Annotated in this window: 19 protein-coding genes and 1 pseudogene; 17 read left to right on the forward strand and 3 right to left on the reverse strand. The window is 39.9% G+C overall.

Annotated features, from left to right (window positions below):
- Positions 1-232 precede the first annotated feature (232 nt).
- The 7 genes from HMPREF9072_RS00520 to ftsH all read left to right on the forward strand — a co-directional run bounded on the left by HMPREF9072_RS00520 (position 233) and on the right by ftsH (position 7355).
- Positions 233-916 (forward strand): cell division ATP-binding protein FtsE, encoded by a 684-nt coding sequence (locus tag HMPREF9072_RS00520; RefSeq protein ID WP_002671339.1) that lies wholly within the window; start codon positions 233-235, stop codon positions 914-916.
- A 50-nt stretch (positions 917-966) separates the two neighbouring features.
- The gene (locus tag HMPREF9072_RS00525; protein ID WP_009409988.1) at positions 967-1926 is read left to right on the forward strand and encodes a D-2-hydroxyacid dehydrogenase; all 960 of its coding nucleotides are present in this window, start codon (positions 967-969) and stop codon (positions 1924-1926) included.
- Positions 1927-1933: 7 nt separating this feature from the next.
- Positions 1934-2329, forward strand: a complete 396-nt coding sequence (locus HMPREF9072_RS00530) for a DUF937 domain-containing protein (protein ID WP_009409989.1) — start codon at positions 1934-1936, stop codon at positions 2327-2329.
- 71 nt (positions 2330-2400) lie between these two features.
- Positions 2401-2835, forward strand: a complete 435-nt coding sequence (locus HMPREF9072_RS00535) for a nucleoside deaminase (protein WP_009409990.1) — start codon at positions 2401-2403, stop codon at positions 2833-2835.
- On the forward strand, positions 2832-4697 hold the full coding sequence (locus HMPREF9072_RS00540) for a hypothetical protein (RefSeq protein ID WP_009409991.1): 1866 nt from the start codon (positions 2832-2834) through the stop codon (positions 4695-4697). The genes HMPREF9072_RS00535 and HMPREF9072_RS00540 overlap by 4 nt, the downstream gene beginning before the upstream one ends.
- A gap of 320 nt (positions 4698-5017) precedes the next feature.
- Positions 5018-5389, forward strand: coding sequence for a ribosome silencing factor (rsfS, locus tag HMPREF9072_RS00545; RefSeq protein ID WP_009409993.1), 372 nt, complete (start codon positions 5018-5020; stop codon positions 5387-5389).
- 4 nt (positions 5390-5393) lie between these two features.
- Complete coding sequence (gene ftsH / locus HMPREF9072_RS00550) at positions 5394-7355, forward strand: ATP-dependent zinc metalloprotease FtsH (RefSeq protein ID WP_009409994.1); 1962 nt, start codon at positions 5394-5396, stop codon at positions 7353-7355.
- A gap of 51 nt (positions 7356-7406) precedes the next feature.
- Here ftsH and HMPREF9072_RS00555 read toward each other — a convergent pair whose 3' ends face one another.
- Complete coding sequence (locus tag HMPREF9072_RS00555; protein WP_009409995.1) at positions 7407-8126, reverse strand: carboxypeptidase-like regulatory domain-containing protein; 720 nt, start codon at positions 8124-8126, stop codon at positions 7407-7409.
- Positions 8127-8144: 18 nt separating this feature from the next.
- Positions 8145-8786, reverse strand: a complete 642-nt coding sequence (pyrE, locus tag HMPREF9072_RS00560) for an orotate phosphoribosyltransferase (protein ID WP_009409996.1) — start codon at positions 8784-8786, stop codon at positions 8145-8147.
- Positions 8787-8791: 5 nt separating this feature from the next.
- Here pyrE and HMPREF9072_RS00565 point away from each other — a divergent pair, with 5 nt between their 5' ends.
- Entirely contained in the window at positions 8792-9376 is a 585-nt protein-coding gene (locus HMPREF9072_RS00565; RefSeq protein WP_009409997.1) for an NUDIX hydrolase, read from the forward strand.
- A gap of 597 nt (positions 9377-9973) precedes the next feature.
- Positions 9974-10321 (forward strand): hypothetical protein, encoded by a 348-nt coding sequence (locus HMPREF9072_RS00570; protein WP_009409999.1) that lies wholly within the window; start codon positions 9974-9976, stop codon positions 10319-10321.
- Positions 10322-10396: 75 nt separating this feature from the next.
- On the opposite strand, the pseudogene HMPREF9072_RS00575 reads toward HMPREF9072_RS00570, so the two are convergent.
- Positions 10397-11964, reverse strand: a pseudogene (locus HMPREF9072_RS00575) (Na+/H+ antiporter).
- 120 nt (positions 11965-12084) lie between these two features.
- On the opposite strand from HMPREF9072_RS00575, the gene HMPREF9072_RS00580 reads away from it, so the two are divergent.
- From HMPREF9072_RS00580 to HMPREF9072_RS00610, 8 genes are all read left to right on the forward strand, one after another.
- Positions 12085-12762, forward strand: a complete 678-nt coding sequence (locus tag HMPREF9072_RS00580) for an alpha/beta hydrolase-fold protein (RefSeq protein ID WP_009410002.1) — start codon at positions 12085-12087, stop codon at positions 12760-12762.
- Positions 12763-12791: 29 nt separating this feature from the next.
- Positions 12792-13061: a hypothetical protein gene (locus tag HMPREF9072_RS11770; protein WP_009410003.1), complete on the forward strand. Its 270-nt coding sequence runs from the start codon at positions 12792-12794 to the stop codon at positions 13059-13061.
- Between the two features lie 27 nt (positions 13062-13088).
- A complete protein-coding gene (locus tag HMPREF9072_RS00585; RefSeq protein ID WP_009410004.1) occupies positions 13089-13721 on the forward strand; it encodes an NAD(P)H-binding protein in 633 nt (210 codons plus the stop codon).
- 32 nt (positions 13722-13753) lie between these two features.
- Positions 13754-14167 (forward strand): EamA family transporter, encoded by a 414-nt coding sequence (locus tag HMPREF9072_RS00590; RefSeq protein ID WP_009410005.1) that lies wholly within the window; start codon positions 13754-13756, stop codon positions 14165-14167.
- Positions 14168-14326: 159 nt separating this feature from the next.
- Positions 14327-15268 (forward strand): DUF6268 family outer membrane beta-barrel protein, encoded by a 942-nt coding sequence (locus HMPREF9072_RS00595; protein ID WP_009410006.1) that lies wholly within the window; start codon positions 14327-14329, stop codon positions 15266-15268.
- A gap of 49 nt (positions 15269-15317) precedes the next feature.
- Positions 15318-16397: a sensor histidine kinase gene (locus tag HMPREF9072_RS00600; RefSeq protein ID WP_009410007.1), complete on the forward strand. Its 1080-nt coding sequence runs from the start codon at positions 15318-15320 to the stop codon at positions 16395-16397.
- Complete coding sequence (locus HMPREF9072_RS00605; RefSeq protein WP_009410008.1) at positions 16394-17086, forward strand: LytTR family DNA-binding domain-containing protein; 693 nt, start codon at positions 16394-16396, stop codon at positions 17084-17086. Before HMPREF9072_RS00600 ends, HMPREF9072_RS00605 begins: the two co-directional genes overlap by 4 nt.
- Before the next feature lie 79 nt (positions 17087-17165).
- Positions 17166-17597: a hypothetical protein gene (locus HMPREF9072_RS00610; protein WP_009410009.1), complete on the forward strand. Its 432-nt coding sequence runs from the start codon at positions 17166-17168 to the stop codon at positions 17595-17597.
- Positions 17598-17638: the final 41 nt, after the last annotated feature.

Consider the following 17638-nt stretch of genomic DNA (forward strand, 5'->3'; position numbering starts at 1 on the left):
TCGGGGGTTCGGGGGCTTTTGTCACTCGTCATTCTCTCATTCTCACATTTTCTCATTTTCTCATTCTCCCATTTCCCTGCCATCGTATTACGACCGCCTACTGCGCTACGGCTATTTTCTATATAACCTCCTTTTTTCACTTTTTCTCGAAAAAATTTCCATCATCCAAATATTTTTTCTACCTTTGCAGGAATTTTGTAAGGTAAATAGTTGCCTTACTGAACTTATATCAATGGAAGAACCAGTATTAGATTTAAAAGAAGTATCAGTATATCAAAAGAATACCCTCATTCTCTCCAATGTAAATCTCACCATTGGAAAAGGTGAATTAGTGTACCTTATCGGCAAAACAGGGTCAGGAAAGAGTAGCTTAATCAAGTTGCTCTACGGCGATTTACCCCTTACCAAAGGACAAGGAAAAGTTGTGGGTTTCAACCTAAATAAACTCACCGAAGACGAAATCCCACTGCTCCGCCGTAAACTAGGAGTGGTATTCCAAGATTTCAAACTGCTTACCGATAGAAGCGTGCACGATAATCTCGCTTTTGTGCTGAAAGCTACCGGATGGACTGATAAAGCAAAAATACAACAACGCATAAAAGAGGTACTTGCAAAAGTAAAAATGCAGAATACAGGTTTTAAGTTCCCTCACGAGCTATCAGGAGGCGAACAACAACGCATAGCTATCGCACGTGCCTTGCTCAACAACCCCGAACTCATCTTAGCCGATGAACCCACAGGTAACTTAGACCCCGAGACCAGTGTAGAAGTAATGCAAGTCCTCAAAGAAATCAACGCCTCGGGACGAACCATACTGATGGCAACTCACGACTATGCCCTCATTCTCAAGTTCCCTTCCAAAACCCTAAAATGCGATGGCGAACGCATCTTTGAGGTTGTACAGAGAAGGGTATAATTGTAATTGGCAATTTGCTAATTCACTAATTTACTAATTAAATTAATATAATGGCGATAAAGATACTTGCAAACGACGGAATTTCCGATTCAGGAAAAGAAGCGTTAGAAAAAGAAGGTTTTGAAGTTATCACTACTAAGGTAGCTCAAAACCAATTGATAGACTATATAAACAAACACGTAATCGATGTGCTCTTAGTGCGTTCAGCCACACAAGTGCGAAAAGATATCATCGATAGCTGTCCGTCACTCAAACTCATCGGTAGAGGAGGCGTAGGAATGGACAATATAGATGTGGCACACGCCAAAAGCAAAAACCTACACGTGATTAATACCCCAGCCTCTTCGGCTAATTCGGTAGCCGAGCTCGTTTTTGCTCACCTTTTCAGTGGCGTACGTTTTCTACACGATGCCAACCGCAATATGCCTTTGGAAGGCGACACTCAGTTTAACGAACTCAAAAAAAACTATAACAATGGCGCCGAATTGCGTGGTAAAACCATAGGCATTATAGGTTTCGGACGTAGCGGACAAGCGGTAGCTCGTATTGCTATCGGTTTAGGAATGAACGTAATGGCTTACGACCCCAAAGTAACTGAGGCAGTAATAACCCTCGACTTTTTCGACGGACAAACCTTGCCTTTCACTATCAAAACCGTAGAAAAAGAACACCTACTGGCAAAAGCTGATTTTATCACTCTCAACAACAGCCCAGCAGAAGGAGGTTATATACTTGATGCAAAAGAGTTTGCCTTGATGAAAGATGGTGTAGGAGTTATCAATTTAGCACGTGGAGGTGCTTTAAATGAAGTAGCCCTTATAGAAGCCTTAGATAGTGGCAAAGTAGCTTTTGCAGGTTTAGATGTATTTGAAAACGAACCCAACCCCGCTATACAAGTGTTAATGCACCCTCAGGTATCGCTTACCCCACACATAGGGGCAGCTACTAACGAGGCTCAGAACCGCATAGGCTTTGAGTTAGCCTCACAAATTATAACCTTATTTAAATAATTATTATATGGCAGGAATGTTAGATTTTTTAGGAGGTGATAACCTTCAACAACTCGTAAAAGGATTGAGCGAGAAAACAGGTATCGGTAGCGATAAAGTAAGCTCGGTAATGGATTCACTCAAATCGATGCTCGGCAAAGCCGAAGGTAGTGAGATTTTAAACAAACTCACAGGCGACGGGCAATCGTCTACCTTAAAAGCTATCAGTGAGAAAACAGGTGTTTCATTGGATAATGTAAGCAAAATTTTCCAAAACTTAACCCCAATGATATCCAACTTTTTCTCAGGCAAAGGAGGTAACATCAGTGAAATGATGAACTCTTTCTTTGACAAAAACAAAGACGGAAATGTAATGGATGATATTATGGGAGGTATTGGCAACCTCTTTGGCGGTAATAAATAATTACCTTATAACCGTATTTTAACATTACTTTGGCAAAGTTTTTGTACTTTGCCAAAGTAATTTTTATTTCAATGAATACTGACGAATACTTTATGCAAAAGGCTTTAGAAGAAGCACAATTAGCTTTCGAGGAAGACGAGATTCCCGTAGGAGCCATTATCACCATTGATAACAGAATTATCGCCAAAGCCCATAACCTTACCGAGCGCCTCAACGATGTGACAGCGCACGCCGAAATGCAAGCCATTACTATGGCGGCTCACTATTTGGGAGGTAAATACCTCATAGGTTGCACTATGTACCTCACGTTAGAGCCTTGTGCAATGTGTGCAGGTGCTTTGTATTGGAGTCAGTTATCGCGTTTAGTCTATGCTGCCCCCGACACCCATAGAGGCTACAGCGTAATGGGGGGCAAATTGCACCCCAAAACCGAAGTAGTTACAGGCATTTTAAGCCAGGAAGCTACAGCCTTGTTAAAACAGTTCTTTCAGCAAAAAAGGAAATGAGAAAAACCTTTAGTCTTATAGCACTCTTTCTCTTGGGAATGAATTATCTTCTTTCTCAAGAAATAGATACTTTAAAGGTAAAAGACTCGCTATTAGAAGGCATTTCACCTGAAAGAGAAGCTAAAAACAAAGTATTCTATGAGAGAATCAAAAACTTCTTTAGCAAATATAAGCTCACTAAAAATCTCAATAACTTTATTATAATTGAGGAAAAGACATCCGAAGGTACAAGCACCTCTACCGTTACTCCTAAAAAAGCCCCTTCTTATCAAGGGAAAATCATTAGAAATATCGTTATTACTACCTTAGACCCTTTTGGGTTTGACGAGAAAGATTTAAGCAAAGTACCTAACACTCGTTTGGAGCGTTTTGGTAATGCACTTCACGTGAAAACCCGCGAAAGCACGGTACGAAAGTTTCTTCTGTTTAAAAAAGACAAGCCCTTAGATACCCTTTTGCTGAGTGAAACCGAACGTGTATTGCGCAATCAGCGGTATATCCGTAGGGCACAAGTGTGTGCTATCCCTGTGAGTCAAACCTCCGATTCAGTAGATGTACAAGTGAATGTGCTCGATAGCTGGTCTATATACGTCGACGGCGACTTGGCAGGCAGTAGAGGCTGGACACGACTTACCGAGCAAAATCTCTTTGGGATAGGACACGAACTCTCGCTCACCTATCAACAATACTTTTCAGGAATCGGGAACAATGGTAAAGGCTTTAATTATGTGGTGAGAAACATCAAAAACACTTACATCAATGTGCGAACCGGTTATTATTCCGATTACGAGAACTATTTTTCAAAGAGCATACAGGTAGAGCGACCGCTGTATTCACCTTTGGCACGCTGGTCGGGGCGCTTAGGGTACTACGAATACCGATATGAAGACGAAGGTATTAGTTATCGCGACTCTATCTATATTCCTATCTTAATGACACGCACCTTCGATGCTTTTGGTAGTTGGGTAAAGCCCCTCAGAAAAGTAGAAAATAAGCGCATCAATAACTTTATCATAGCTGGGCGTTTTCGCAATATAAATTACTACGAGAAACCTTCCCCCGAGATAGACCCCGAGCAATATTACGGCAACGAGAACCTATATCTCACCCAATTCAGTCTCAATAGTACAGGCTTTGTGAAAGACCGCTATATATTTCGCAACGGCGATATCGAGGACGTAGGAATAGGACGCTCTTTGTTTCTCACCTCAGGGATACTGCGGAAGAACTACGCTACTTTGCCCTATCTCGGTATAGGCTTTGCTGAGGCAAACTATACCAAGCGTGGTTACCATTCTATCAACTTTGAGGTAGGCACATTCTTCAAGGACGGCACGAACAAAGAAACTGTGCTAAAAGGTGAAGGCACCTATTTCAGTAAATTGTTCGACATAGGCGATTGGCATTTTCGTCAGTTCTTGCGTTCCTCATTTGTAGTAGGTTTTAACCGAAATGTATACCAGCGCGACAGAATCAACTTAAATGAATCTAATGGTATCTTAGGCTTCAGTAGTCGTGAAGTATACGGCACACGCAAACTTATTCTCACCTCACAAACGCAAGTATATGCTCCTTTTCAGCTGATAGGCTTTAGGTTTAGTCCGTTTCTCTCAGCCGATATAGGTTTTATAGGTAGGGAAAACACTGCCTTTCTAAAAACAGAAGTATACTCTAAGGTTTCCATAGGTTTTTATATCTCCAACGACTATTTTCCCTTTGGAGCCATACAATTCTCCTTTGGGTATTATCCTAATATCCCAGGTACAGGTAACAATATCTTCAAATTTACAGGCGTTACCAACGACGATTTCAGGCTACACAGCTTTTCTCAACGCTTGCCTAATATCGTATCGTTTAGGTAATTTCGCCTCACCTTCCTCATTTCTTCGTTCATCGTTCCTCATTTCTTCGTTCATTGTTCGTCTTTCCTTCGTTCATCGTTCGTCATTTCTTTGTCTATCGTTCGTCTTTTCTTCATCTGTCCGTGTGGCTCGCACCTGCCCGTGCGGCTCACATCTGCTCGTGCGGCTCGCACATCCACATTTTTAACTACGTGACAAAATGTCTGAAACTAACTGACAGAAGAATAATGGCAATGTTTTTGCTTTTCTAAAAGGAATGTCTTATCTTTGCGCGCTTTCAAGAGAGATACAACAAGTTTAAACTGTAAAAATAAAGAACATTGAATAAGGAAATATCATCAAATCAGCTTATTAGTAATATTATAGCTGGTATAGAAAAAGTAAAAGGAACCGATATTACCATTATGGATTTGCGCGAGGTAGAGAATACCGTGTGCGATTATTTTATTTTGTGCAATGGGTCTTCTAATACCCAAGTGTCGGCTATCTCTGGTGCTATTCAAAAGGTAGTGAGTCAAGCCGAAGGTCATCAACACCCGTGGCACGTAGAAGGTGAAACTAATGCCGAGTGGGTACTCATCGATTATGTGGATGTAGTGGTGCATATCTTCCAAACAAAAATACGTGAGCATTACGACCTCGAAGGACTTTGGGGAGACGCTAAAATTATCAACTTAGAAACTAACTATTAAAAATATGTCGGACAATAAAAGCAACGGGTCTCGTTTTTCAGCCTATTGGTTATATGCCATATTACTGCTGATACTTATAGGTTTTAATTATTATTCAGGAGCCAGTTTTTGGTCACAACCCAAAGAGATTCCGCAATCTAAATTTGAAGAATACCTTAGCAATGGTGATGTATCCAAAATCATCATCTTAAACCATAAAGAAGCTAATGTATATCTCACCCCCGATGCTCTTAAAAAAGAAGAGCACAAAGAGGTAAAACCTACGGGAAATACCTTTATGCAAGGTGCTAACGCAGGTGACGTACCCCAATACCGTTTTGAATTAGGCGATTTGAGTAATTTCGAAAACCGATTCGACCAAATTGTAAAAGATAACAACCTCAGCACTACTCGTGAGAACAAAACCCAGCAAAACATCTTCGGCGATTTGCTGTTCTCTATTTTGCCTTTTATAGTCATCATAGGCTTATGGATTTACGTAATGCGCCGTATGGCAGGAGGCGGAGGAGCTGGTGGTATCTTCAGCATTGGCAAATCTAAGGCGCGTGTATTCGATGAAAAGAAAGAAACGCGCGTAACTTTTCAAGATGTAGCAGGCTTAGAGGGAGCAAAAGAAGAAGTACAAGAGATTGTAGACTTCCTCAAAAACCCCGATAAATACACTTCATTAGGAGGTAAAATACCGCGTGGAGCCCTATTAGTAGGTCCTCCTGGTACAGGTAAAACTCTTCTTGCGAAAGCTGTAGCAGGTGAAGCACAAGTACCTTTCTTCTCACTCTCTGGTTCTGACTTTGTAGAGATGTTCGTAGGGGTAGGAGCCTCTCGTGTGCGCGACCTTTTCAAACAAGCTAAAGAAAAGTCTCCTTGCATTATCTTTATTGATGAAATTGATGCTATAGGTCGTGCTCGTGGTAAAAATGTAATGACGGGAGCTAATGATGAGCGTGAGAATACTCTCAACCAACTCCTTACCGAGATGGACGGTTTTGGTTCACATACTAATGTTATCGTATTAGCAGCTACTAACCGCGCTGATATCCTCGATAAAGCACTAATGCGCGCAGGACGTTTCGACCGTCAGATTTATGTAGAGCTTCCTAACTTAAATGAGCGCAAACAGATATTTGAAGTACATTTGCGACCTATCAAAACAGCAGAAACATTAGATATAGACTTCTTAGCAAAACAAACCCCAGGATTCTCTGGCGCTGATATTGCTAACGTATGTAATGAAGCTGCTCTTATTGCAGCTCGTAAAGGTAAAACAGCGGTAAGCAAACAAGAATTCCTTGATGCAGTGGATAGAATTGTAGGTGGTTTGGAGAAGAAAACTAAAATCCTTACTCCCGAAGAACGCAAGACAATAGCCTTCCACGAAGCAGGTCACGCTACTGTAAGTTGGCTCTTAGAACACGCTGCACCACTTGTAAAAGTAACTATCGTGCCTCGCGGACAGTCGTTAGGCGCAGCTTGGTATTTACCAGAAGAACGCCAAATAGTGCGTACTGAACAGATACTTGATGAAATGTGTGCTGCCCTTGGCGGTAGAGCTGCTGAGAAAGTGATATTCGATAAGATTTCTACAGGTGCTCTCAGCGACCTTGAGAAGGTAACCAAACAAGCGCGTGCAATGGTAACCATTTATGGGCTTAATGACAAGATAGGTAACCTTACTTATTACGATTCAGCCCAAGCCGATTATAGTTTTACCAAACCTTATAGTGAGAAAACAGCACACCTAATAGATGAAGAGATTTCTAAGATTATAGAAGAACAATATCAGCGTGCTATTGATATTCTCACTGAGAATAAGGATAAGCTTACTACTTTGGCAAACTTGCTCTTAGAACGTGAAGTAATCTTCCGCGAAGATCTTGAAAATATCTTTGGTAAGCGCAAGTTTAAAGACCCACACGATATTATTGAGGAGGAAGAAGAAGATAAATCCTCAGAAGTTGTATCGTAATTACAATAAAAAAGATGTGTCAAACTCTCTTTGATACATCTTTTTTATTCTTTATTTTTCTGCTTTTGCTAATCTTTGGTACTCACCCCACGCCTCTATAAGCATAAACTCCATTTGCTTATTTTCCTTCTTCCTTACAAGATCGTGGAACTCGGTTCTCTCCATTACATAATAGGCTAAAATGTCTATTCCCTCTTCGTTTAGTTTAAGTTCTTTTTGTAGAAAGACTTTCATATTTTCACGTATATAGCTGGCTACAGCTAAGTTCTGTTCATTGGCTACAATTTTCTTTAAGAGCTTCTTTCGTCCACTTATAGTATTAATGAGTAAATCAATGCTTAATAAATTTCCTCCTGCACTATGAGTAGCACTATACAACCGTTTTTCAGCAAAAGTACGCTCTACAGGAGTATGCTGTAAAATTCCTAACCTTTGAGCAGAAACCCCTTGATATTTTGATACTTCAACCTCATCAAGCTGATTGACCTGTTCTTTCATCTGTATTAAAACTCCTCCGAAACCAAAATCAGCTTTTGTAAGAGTGCGATAAACAGTTTGCATTCCTACAAAAGTAATTTGCAAAGTATTACGTTCACTTGCTTTCAGTGTAAAATAACCATTGGCATCAGTAGTAGTAACAGCATTGGTATAAAGATTCATCACGTGAGCTCCTGACAAAGGTATTGTATCACGCACCACTCTACCACGCACTTGTTTTTGTGCAAAGACTCCTACACTAAAAAACAACCATATAATTGTTAGATATTTCATAAAATTACTATGAATATTTTACTGTTTCCAAGTATCCGGACTTTTGCGCCATTGCTGGAGCATCTCTAAATCTTCTTTTTTGATACGACCAAAAAGCAAGGCTTTTTCTAATAGACTGTCGTAATCGCCAGCAGTGTAAAGCGGTACCTTCTCCTCGGTAAAACGCTCATTGGCTACATCAAAATTGTAAGAGAAAAGGGCTATCATTCCCAATACCTCAGCACCACTATCGCGTAGGGCTTTTACCGCATTAAGGCTACTCATTCCGGTACTTATCAGGTCTTCTACCACTACTACCTTTTGTTCAGGGCGCAAAAAACCTTCAATTTGGTTTTGTCTGCCGTGTTTTTTAGGTTCAGGACGCACATACACGAAAGGCAATTGGAGTGCATTAGCTACCAACATACCAATGCCAATAGCCCCCGTAGCTACCCCTGCAATGACTTGTACTTCGGGAAACTTCTCTTTTACACCTCTTGCCAGTACACTTGCAAAGTACGAACGAATCTCTGGAAATGAGAGAATTATACGGTTATCGCAATAAATTGGTGACTTCCAACCGCTCGCCCAAGTAAAATAATTTTCAGAATTCAATTTAATTGCGTTAATTTGCAATAAAAATTCAGCGGTATTTTGTGCCGTAATACTATCTAAAATCATAGGTTATGTATGAAATATTTTTAGACGAAAAGTCGATTATTTTGACAAATGTACGAGAAAATATTGAGAACGTCAAATGTTTTCCAATAAAAGATGTTACTCTTGATGTTATCTTGGAGGAACTCAAGCGAAAAGAGGTAGAAAAAATCTACTTATATCACCCTAAGGAAGAAAAACTTATGAAGAAATTTAAGCAACTTATTCCTACCATAAAAGCAGGGGGTGGCATTGTGTATAATCAGGAAGGAAAAGTACTGATGATTAAGCGTCACGGCAAGTGGGATTTGCCTAAAGGAAAGAAAGAAAAGGGCGAAAATATCGCTACTTGTGCTTTGCGTGAAGTAGAGGAAGAAACAGGTGTTAAAAAACTGCTTATCCAGCGCTTCCGAATGATTACTTATCACATATTCAAACGCGATGGGCAATATTTTTTGAAAGAGACCTATTGGTATGATATGACTACTACCTTTAAGAAGAAATTGGTACCTCAAACCGAAGAAGATATAGAAAAAGCGTGTTGGAAAGACGAGGCAGAGGTACGAGAGTTGGTGAAGGATTCGTATAAGAATATTCAGAAGCTATTCAATTAGCAAAGAATCTCTCCACAAGCTGGTGTGAGCAAAACGCTTGTGTCTTTTTTATTACTACCTACACCGAAGCTATACCGAATCTTCAGTGGTTCTTCAGTGGTTCTTCAGTGGCTCTACAGTGGCTCTACAGTGGCTCTACAGGGGCTCTACAGTGGCTCTACAGTGGCTCTACCCAGAACACTAATCGAAGTTATAGCGAATACCACTGGAATACAATCACTATATCAAACGGTTAATTGTTAATGGTTAATTGAAAATTTATCCTTACCTTTGTATCACTAATCTAATTCCTAAAACCTGACCTCTAAACTCTAAGTAAACTATGGTGAAAACAAAAAACAACTGCCTAACAAAAGGACTTTCGGGAAAAGTCGGTAACCAATTCTTCTTCCGTAAAGTGGGGAATAAGACTACCAACAGCTAAGAGTAAAAGACAATTTCTATATGGTATAATAATAACATCACACACAATTTTGGCATCTTTGCGTCATTTAATTTTATTAATTTATTTTTATGACTTTACAACAACACTTTGCTAAATATATTTTTGGAGAAACCGAACAAATAGACATATCAGCTAATTAACAAATTAACATTATGACCTCAGACGAATTTGCAAAGAATTTTTATATTGAAAAGCTAAATTTTTTAAAGTCGTGCTTTCAGGTACAACCAGACTATCCTTCAGCTGTAAATACCAAAATAAAAAAAATGGCACTGAGCAGTACTCAAAAAGAACAATTAGAAGAAGTGATTGACCTGTTGTTAAACGATGTGTTTTACAGCGTGCTATTAGGCTTAGACGGTGAATGCCCCATAGGCAACATACAGCAAGTTTATAGTATATACGATGAAGAAGGGTGTCTTATTTCTGATTGCGGGGAATTGGAAGTGAGTGCTTACGAATACTTTCACGGAGGCAAATACGAAAAAGAAACTGATTAATATAAAACAATATGTTCTGAGGGCACGAGCGTGTCGCTCGTGCCTGCAAGACAAATTGGCAAATCGGCAAATTAACTAATTCATCTCCCATTTTTCTTCTTCTAAATTCAATTGCCGGTGGAAATTGCGTATTTGCTCCTCATCAATACGTGGGTTTTTATTCAGTTGTTGTAATATCTCCCGCTGATGACGTAAAATAGCAAGGTATTTCTTTCGTACTTCAGGGGTAGTATTGCATTTAGGCATATCGAGTTGGTATTGCCATATATCTTTCTGATTCTGTAATAGAAAACTATCAGTTATTCCTTCTTTATAATGTTTTTGCATATAATCCAAAGCAGCTTGTGCCAATGATTTCCGAATAAGGCTTTCAGCTTCTGCTTCAGGAATATGATCTTCATAATCAGGGAATTTTGCCCAACGGATAAGCGCCGGCAAACTAAGCCCCTGTACGAGTAGGGTTGCCAATATCACTATAAAAGTAACATAGAGAATCAGGCTGCGATGCGGAAAATGCTCACCATTCTCTAAAGTTAGAGGGATAGAAAGCGCTACCGCCAATGAAAGCACCCCGCGCATTCCTGCCCAACCTAATACCAAAGGCACCCGAGAACCAGGGTTTCGCTCATCGGCAACGGTGATAAAGCGTTTCATTATTTGAGTTATCACAAGCGCCCCATAAGATGATAGCAGTCGCACCCCTACTACTACCCCTGTGATGAGTAGTTCGTAGCAGTGGCAAGACTCATCCCTTCGGCTTCAATGCCCTCGAGTACTTCGGGCAAGGCAAGACCTATCAACATAAAGGCAAGACCATTGAGTATAAAACCTAAAATACCCCATACCGCAACCCCTTTGTTACGTGTGGAGGCAGCAAAAATATTAGTAAGATGCAGCGACATATACATACCGCCTGCCACTACTGCCAACACCCCCGAAGCACCCACTTCGTTTGCCACAATATACATTATATAAGGTGCTATAAGTGAGAGGATAATATCCATATTAGCATCGGTAGGGAGATATTTATACATTTTGCTCATCATCCAAGCGATAGCCAAACCTATAACTGCCCCAGCAATAACTACCCAAACGAAATTCAATGCTATATCCGTCCACACCAGCTGACCGGTAGTAACTACCAAAGCTGCAAACCTAAATACAATCAGTGAAGAGGCATCGTTGAGCAAACTCTCGCTTTCTATTATTGTACTGGTGCGTTTAGGCACCTTTACAAAATTCATAATCGCTGAAGCACTTACGGCATCGGTAGAGCCTATCACTCCTCCTAAAAGAAAACCTAAGGCTAATGAAAACCCTGGAAATACCATATTAGCAACCCACGCCACCGCAGCCGCTGTAATAAACACTACGATAAAAGCAAAACTAAAGATAATGCGTCGCCATTTCCACATCTCTTTTAGCGATATCGAGAAAACATCAGCATATAAAAGTGGCGGCAAGAAAATGATGAGCACCAAATCGGGGTTGAGTGTAATGGTAGGTACATTAGGGATAAGGCTAATCGCTAAACCTCCTAAAACCAACAGAATAGGGTAAGCCACTTTAAGTCGGTTAGCCAACATAATCAGTAGCATAATAGCCACCATCAAAAGCAATAAGTAAGGGAAGTATTGTACCATAGTTCATTAATTACGAGGCGACAAAAATAGTAAAAAATACTTTTTTAATCATAACTGATGAGTGTTTTTTTTGTATCTTTGCACCAACAAATAGCAATTTAATTTTAAAAATAGCATTTTATGAAAAGAATAAACAAACTGGCAATATGCCTTGTTATAGCCCTTGTAGGGTGCAATAGTCAAAAACAAACTACTTCGCCTACCTTGCCTGAGGTAAGTCGTTGGACGGGTGAGTATGGTGGAGCTGACAAGAGTTACGATGATAAACTTTTCGCTTTGCGAGAAGAAATTGCCCCTAAGTTTAAACAGCTATCTTTTACTGATACACTCACTGGGCGAACAATGGAATACAATCTATTCACTCCTAAAAATTACGACCCTAACAAGCAATATCCTTTGGTGCTTTTTATGGCAGATGCAAGTACTGTAGGCAAAGGGGTGATAGCTCCTCTCAAACAAGGTTATGGCGGAATTATTTGGGCTACTGATGAAACTCAAAAAGAACACCCTTGTTTTGTGTTAGTGCCTTCTTATAGTGGAAAAGACGCTGCTACCAATGATGCTTACGAGGTAACCGATGAAGTGCCTACCACTTATCATCTTTTGCAACAAGTTCTTAATACTTATGCAATTGACCGCAGTAGGGTGTATACTACCGGACAATCTATGGGGGGAATGATTTCTTTTTATCTGAATGTACATTACCCCGACTTGTTTGCAGCTTCTTTGTATGTGGGTACGCATTGGGATTTTCAGCAACTTAAAGAAGTCCTTCCAAAGCAAAAGTTTTTTATATAGCTTCTGAATTAGATAAAGCAGCCCCCATTATGCAACAAATGGAGACTTTCTTTACTCAAGAGAACATCGCCTATGCCACAACTAAATTTGCGGCAAATCTCCCTGACAAGCAGAAAGAGGAAGCCATAAAGAAGTTACTTAAAAAAGGAGCTGATAAAAATATAGTACGATTCACTAAAGGAACTGTATTACCTAATGGCTTTACAAAAAGAGCCGAAGCAGGGGAGCATATGTATGCTTTTGATTACGCTTATCAACTTAAAGCGGTACGTAATTGGTTACTAGGACAACACAAGTAGAAAATAACACTTAACTCTTACCTAAAAATGAAAGCCCTTATCATCGGCGCTACAGGCGCCACTGGAAAAGATTTAGTAACACAACTTTTAACCGACGACACTTATAGCGAGGTGCATTGCTTCGTGCGCAAACCTTTAGCCCTCTCCCACCCCAAGCTACACGCTCACGTGGTCAATTTCGATACCCCCGAGGCGTGGACAGATTTGTTGCACGGCGATGTAGCTTTCTCTTGTTTGGGTACCACCTTAGCCGTTGCAGGTAGTAAAGAAGCTCAATGGCGCGTGGATTACGATTATCAGTACGCCTTTGCCCAGCAGTGTAAAGCCAATGGAGTACCTACTTTTGTACTCGTCTCGGCTGCAGGGGCTACAACGCAATCTAAACTGTTCTACAACCGTATGAAAGGACAGTTAGAGGACGCTATCAAGGCACTTGGTTTCCCAAGCCTGCTCATCTTCCAACCCTCTATACTCATCCGCTCTAATAGCGATAGAGGCGCTGAGAACTTCTCAGTAAAAGCTATTCATTTCCTCAACAAAATAGGACTTTTCAAGCGATATCGCCCTATGCCAACAGCTGTTCTTGCTCAGAGAATGCGTAAAGAAGTTGCTACTGCGAATAAGGGTATACATACTTTTACTCTTGATAAAATCTTTTGATAGAGATCAACAATAAATGATAAATCAATATTATGTGGCTCATTTACGCACTATTATCAGCTGTATTTGCCGCTCTTACTTCTATTCTTGCCAAAATAGGGATTGAGGGTGTCAATTCTAATCTCGCTACAGCCATTAGAACCTTAGTGGTAGTCGCTTTAGCGTGGGTAATGGTCTTCCTTACCCAACAGGACAGTGGTTTAGCACACATCAGCAAGAAAAGTTGGCTCTTTCTAATCCTCTCAGGACTTGCAACTGGGTTTTCGTGGTTATGTTATTACAAAGCCTTACAAATGGGAGTCGTTTCTAAAGTAGTAGCTGTAGATAAGATTAGTATTGTTCTTACGTTTATCTTAGCTGTTTGCTTCTTACACGAAGCCTTTACCCTCAAATCATTAATAGGCATTGTACTTATCGCCATTGGTACCTTAGTGATGGTGATATGAACAATAATATATCATTAACTTTGCCAAAGTCTAAGGGCTTTGACAATGTGTATGATTAGTATAGTAATTCCCGCTTTTGGTATAGAAAAACAACTCTTTTTCTTCTAACAATCCGTTTTTCTGTACTTTTGCCACTGTAATACTTAAATCTTTATTATAGTGAAAGAAATAATAACTTTTATAGCACTGCTCTTTGCAGTAAGTGTTTCAGCGCAAATCAGTGTAAAAGCAGAGTATATGAGCAATTCCGAGTTCTACGATGCCGTAAGCGACAGCAATATAGGCGATGGCTCGGCTATGATTTACTCTGTGGGAGCAATGGTTCCCCTCTCTATGCAAGCCCCTGAGGATGAAGACCTTTACCAGCGACCTACCGTATGGGGTGTAGGGCTTAACGGCACTTTTGTAAAGATGAACAATCACAACTTTCCTATCGGGAAAGAACTACCTTCAGAGGTGATGAACCTCGGCGTGAGCGCTATTCATCTCCGCCCTTTAAAAACACGTTGGTCTATGCTTATGGCACTCGGTGCAGGAAGCTATACCCCCGAAAATCGTCTTTCGTCTATTCATATAGGTGAAAATGTAGTAGCAAATGGTGCTGTAGTGTTTATATGGCACTGGAAATCCAACTTAGAAATAGGGGGAGGTGCTGCCCTTAATAATACCTTTGGCTACCCTATGGTGTTCCCTGCCCTTTATGTTAAATACAAAGGCGGTTTTGCCGACAAATTCACCATAGAAGCTGCTTCTATCGATGGTGCAAAAATTGCTTTTGGGTATAACTTTAGCGAGCGCTTCAATCTGAAATTAGTTGCTAATGTGGGAGGTTATGCCGCTTACTTAAAACGTAACGGACAAAAGGAAACTTTCACCCAACAGAATATCATCACAGGCTTGCAACCTGAATTTAAAATTGGTAAATACTTAAGTATTCCTATTATAGTAGGGGCTAACTTTTTGCGTTCGGGTGTATACCAAGAGCGTAAACTCTCTGCGATGTTCAAGTCTGAAGCCAAAAATGAAGATGGCACCCCTCGCTCCAGTCAGTTTAACCCTGCTTTTTACCTTTCGGCAGGGATTACAATCGGAGGAAACTAATAACAGGCTTCAAAAATCTAAATAGGTATGACTTTACCAAATAGAAACTATGGACGAAAATCCCTATATATTTCTAAAAAACAATCTCTTCTTACAGTTCCTTATTGCCGATAGATATCGTATCTATAGGCATATAACTGCCTGTGTATCATTGCTATTGTTTTTCCTAATCACTAAAGAATGGGGAGCGTACAAAGGCTTTGTTGACCACTTGGATTGGATAGAGAGATGTATGATTATCACAGCAGCTTTTTACTTAAATATCTATGTGCTTATTCCGCGCTTTTTGTTTAGAGGGAAACTTGTTACTTACACCTTTAGCCTTATAGGGATACTTTTCATCTGTCAAGTGATTACCTACTACCTAAATGCCGTTATATGGAGAGAGTATATTATCAGTGAAGACCTAAAAAAAGCAATGGCTTTGCCTATCCCTACCCTATTTATCTTTTCATTATTGAGTTTATTGCCCTTTATAATGCTATCCACACTCATAAAAATATTCCAATTGTGGATAAAAAGCACCGAAAAGATGCAAGAATTAGAACAACAAGCTGCCAAAAGTGAGCTACAAGCCCTCCGTAGCCAGATACAACCACACTTTTTGTTCAATATGCTCAATAGTATCAACACATTGTTGTATATCGACCCCGAAAAAGCTTCGTACACCCTCACAAAATTATCCGATTTCCTGCGGCATTTGCTCTACCAATCGCACGAAGAACGAGTTTTTCTCTCTTCTGAATTGCGTTTTCTCACCGATTTTCTTTCTTTGGAAGCAATGCGCCGTGATGATTTCACTTATGAGATTACCTACAACGAAAAGAATATACAAGGCATACAACTGCCTCCTAATATACTGCTTATCTTAGCCGAAAACGCTGTAAAACACAGTATTGATGCCCTTGCACCTACCTATATCTATATGAAATGCGAACAAAAAGAAGGATGGTTACACTTTTCTGTACGCAATTCTGTACCTTTGCAACCTAATCCTCAACAAAAATTCAGCGGTATAGGATTAACTAACTTCCGCCGGCGGTTAGAACTGCTCTATGGCGACTGTTTTAAGCTGTTGCAAGAAGCTCTACCACAAGAATATATAGTAACCTTAGTTCTACAGCTATGAATTGTTTGATAATAGACGATGAACCCTTAGCGCGTATCGGTATGGAGCGCCTCATAAGGCAATACAGCCATTTGAATGTAGTGGGCACCTTCAAAAACACTGTAGGCATTGCCGACTTTCTGAAAAAGAACGAAGTACACTTACTCTTTTTGGATATAGAGATGCCTGGGGTAAACGGCTTGGAGTTTGCCAAAACCTTACCTGAACATACTTTGGTTATCTTTACTACCGCCTACAGCCAATATGCCTTAGACAGCTATGAAGTAGATGCCCTCGACTATTTAGTGAAACCTATTACCCCCGAACGCTTTAAAAAAGCCGTTGCCAAAGCCGAAAGTTACCACCAATTGCTCACTCAGCAGAAAACCAACTTTGAAGCTACCGATACGCAATACATCAGTATCCGCGCCAACAGACGCAATTACCGCATTCCTCATAACGATATCCTATATATAGAAGCATTGAAAGATTATGTGATTATCCACACCTTCACCGACCGCTACATCACGTGGATTAATCTCAAAAACATACATAACCAGCTCCCTGATTCGGTATTTGTACGCGTTAATAAAAGTTATGTAGTGAATATACAACACGTTACCTCCTACACCCAGCAATTTGTGTATATAGGGGATACCGAAATTCCTATAGGCAGAGCGTATGAAGTAATTAACAAATTTGCTAATTAGCAAATTATTCACTACTTTTGCACTCATCATTCGTCATTCGTCATTCGTCATTCATCATTCGTCATTCGTCATTAAAATTATGCCTCATACCTCTTCATTACTTTGCAAAGCAATTATAATAGAGACTATAATTGTTGTTATTTCAGTATATATATTAGGAATAATCTATGGAGGAACAGATGCCGCCGATTCAATTATAGGGATTATCTTTATCCCCTTACTTGCAGGAGTAATTCCCTCTTTCTTAATAGCTAAAATCATAGAAAAGTACATAAAACTCACTTCTAAAAACGCAATAATAGGTGTTCTTCTATTTTTTGTACTCACCTTTATTTCTGTAAATATAGGCGCCATAGTTTTCAGTTTTTTAGAAGATGGTAAATGGATTGATAGACATCATTTATATGAAATACGAGAAGCATTCTTATATTCCTGTGGTATACAAACCTTAGGAGTAGCCATTTGGTTAGGGATAAAACTCGATAAAATCAAGCAATCCTCTAAAAATTGACCTGTAAAAACTCTGCTATATTTTCCTTTACCTGAACAAAT

The organism is Capnocytophaga sp. oral taxon 324 str. F0483 (assembly GCF_000318315.2).
Lineage (GTDB): Bacteria > Bacteroidota > Bacteroidia > Flavobacteriales > Flavobacteriaceae > Capnocytophaga > Capnocytophaga ochracea.

What these genes read in the sequence shown, in the direction of transcription:
- HMPREF9072_RS00520 (WP_002671339.1), top strand. Translation starts at nt 233, where the DNA reads ATGGAAGAACCAGTATTAGATTTAAAAGAAGTATCAGTATATCAAAAG.
- HMPREF9072_RS00525 (WP_009409988.1), top strand. Translation starts at nt 967, where the DNA reads ATGGCGATAAAGATACTTGCAAACGACGGAATTTCCGATTCAGGAAAA.
- HMPREF9072_RS00530 (WP_009409989.1), top strand. Translation starts at nt 1,934, where the DNA reads ATGGCAGGAATGTTAGATTTTTTAGGAGGTGATAACCTTCAACAACTC.
- HMPREF9072_RS00535 (WP_009409990.1), top strand. Translation starts at nt 2,401, where the DNA reads ATGAATACTGACGAATACTTTATGCAAAAGGCTTTAGAAGAAGCACAA.
- HMPREF9072_RS00540 (WP_009409991.1), top strand. Translation starts at nt 2,832, where the DNA reads ATGAGAAAAACCTTTAGTCTTATAGCACTCTTTCTCTTGGGAATGAAT.
- ftsH (WP_009409994.1), top strand. Translation starts at nt 5,394, where the DNA reads ATGTCGGACAATAAAAGCAACGGGTCTCGTTTTTCAGCCTATTGGTTA.
- HMPREF9072_RS00555 (WP_009409995.1), bottom strand. Translation starts at nt 8,126, where the DNA reads ATGAAATATCTAACAATTATATGGTTGTTTTTTAGTGTAGGAGTCTTT.
- pyrE (WP_009409996.1), bottom strand. Translation starts at nt 8,786, where the DNA reads ATGATTTTAGATAGTATTACGGCACAAAATACCGCTGAATTTTTATTG.
- HMPREF9072_RS00565 (WP_009409997.1), top strand. Translation starts at nt 8,792, where the DNA reads ATGTATGAAATATTTTTAGACGAAAAGTCGATTATTTTGACAAATGTA.
- HMPREF9072_RS00570 (WP_009409999.1), top strand. Translation starts at nt 9,974, where the DNA reads ATGACCTCAGACGAATTTGCAAAGAATTTTTATATTGAAAAGCTAAAT.
- HMPREF9072_RS00580 (WP_009410002.1), top strand. Translation starts at nt 12,085, where the DNA reads ATGAAAAGAATAAACAAACTGGCAATATGCCTTGTTATAGCCCTTGTA.
- HMPREF9072_RS11770 (WP_009410003.1), top strand. Translation starts at nt 12,792, where the DNA reads ATGCAACAAATGGAGACTTTCTTTACTCAAGAGAACATCGCCTATGCC.
- HMPREF9072_RS00585 (WP_009410004.1), top strand. Translation starts at nt 13,089, where the DNA reads ATGAAAGCCCTTATCATCGGCGCTACAGGCGCCACTGGAAAAGATTTA.
- HMPREF9072_RS00590 (WP_009410005.1), top strand. Translation starts at nt 13,754, where the DNA reads ATGTGGCTCATTTACGCACTATTATCAGCTGTATTTGCCGCTCTTACT.
- HMPREF9072_RS00600 (WP_009410007.1), top strand. Translation starts at nt 15,318, where the DNA reads ATGGACGAAAATCCCTATATATTTCTAAAAAACAATCTCTTCTTACAG.
- HMPREF9072_RS00605 (WP_009410008.1), top strand. Translation starts at nt 16,394, where the DNA reads ATGAATTGTTTGATAATAGACGATGAACCCTTAGCGCGTATCGGTATG.
- HMPREF9072_RS00610 (WP_009410009.1), top strand. Translation starts at nt 17,166, where the DNA reads ATGCCTCATACCTCTTCATTACTTTGCAAAGCAATTATAATAGAGACT.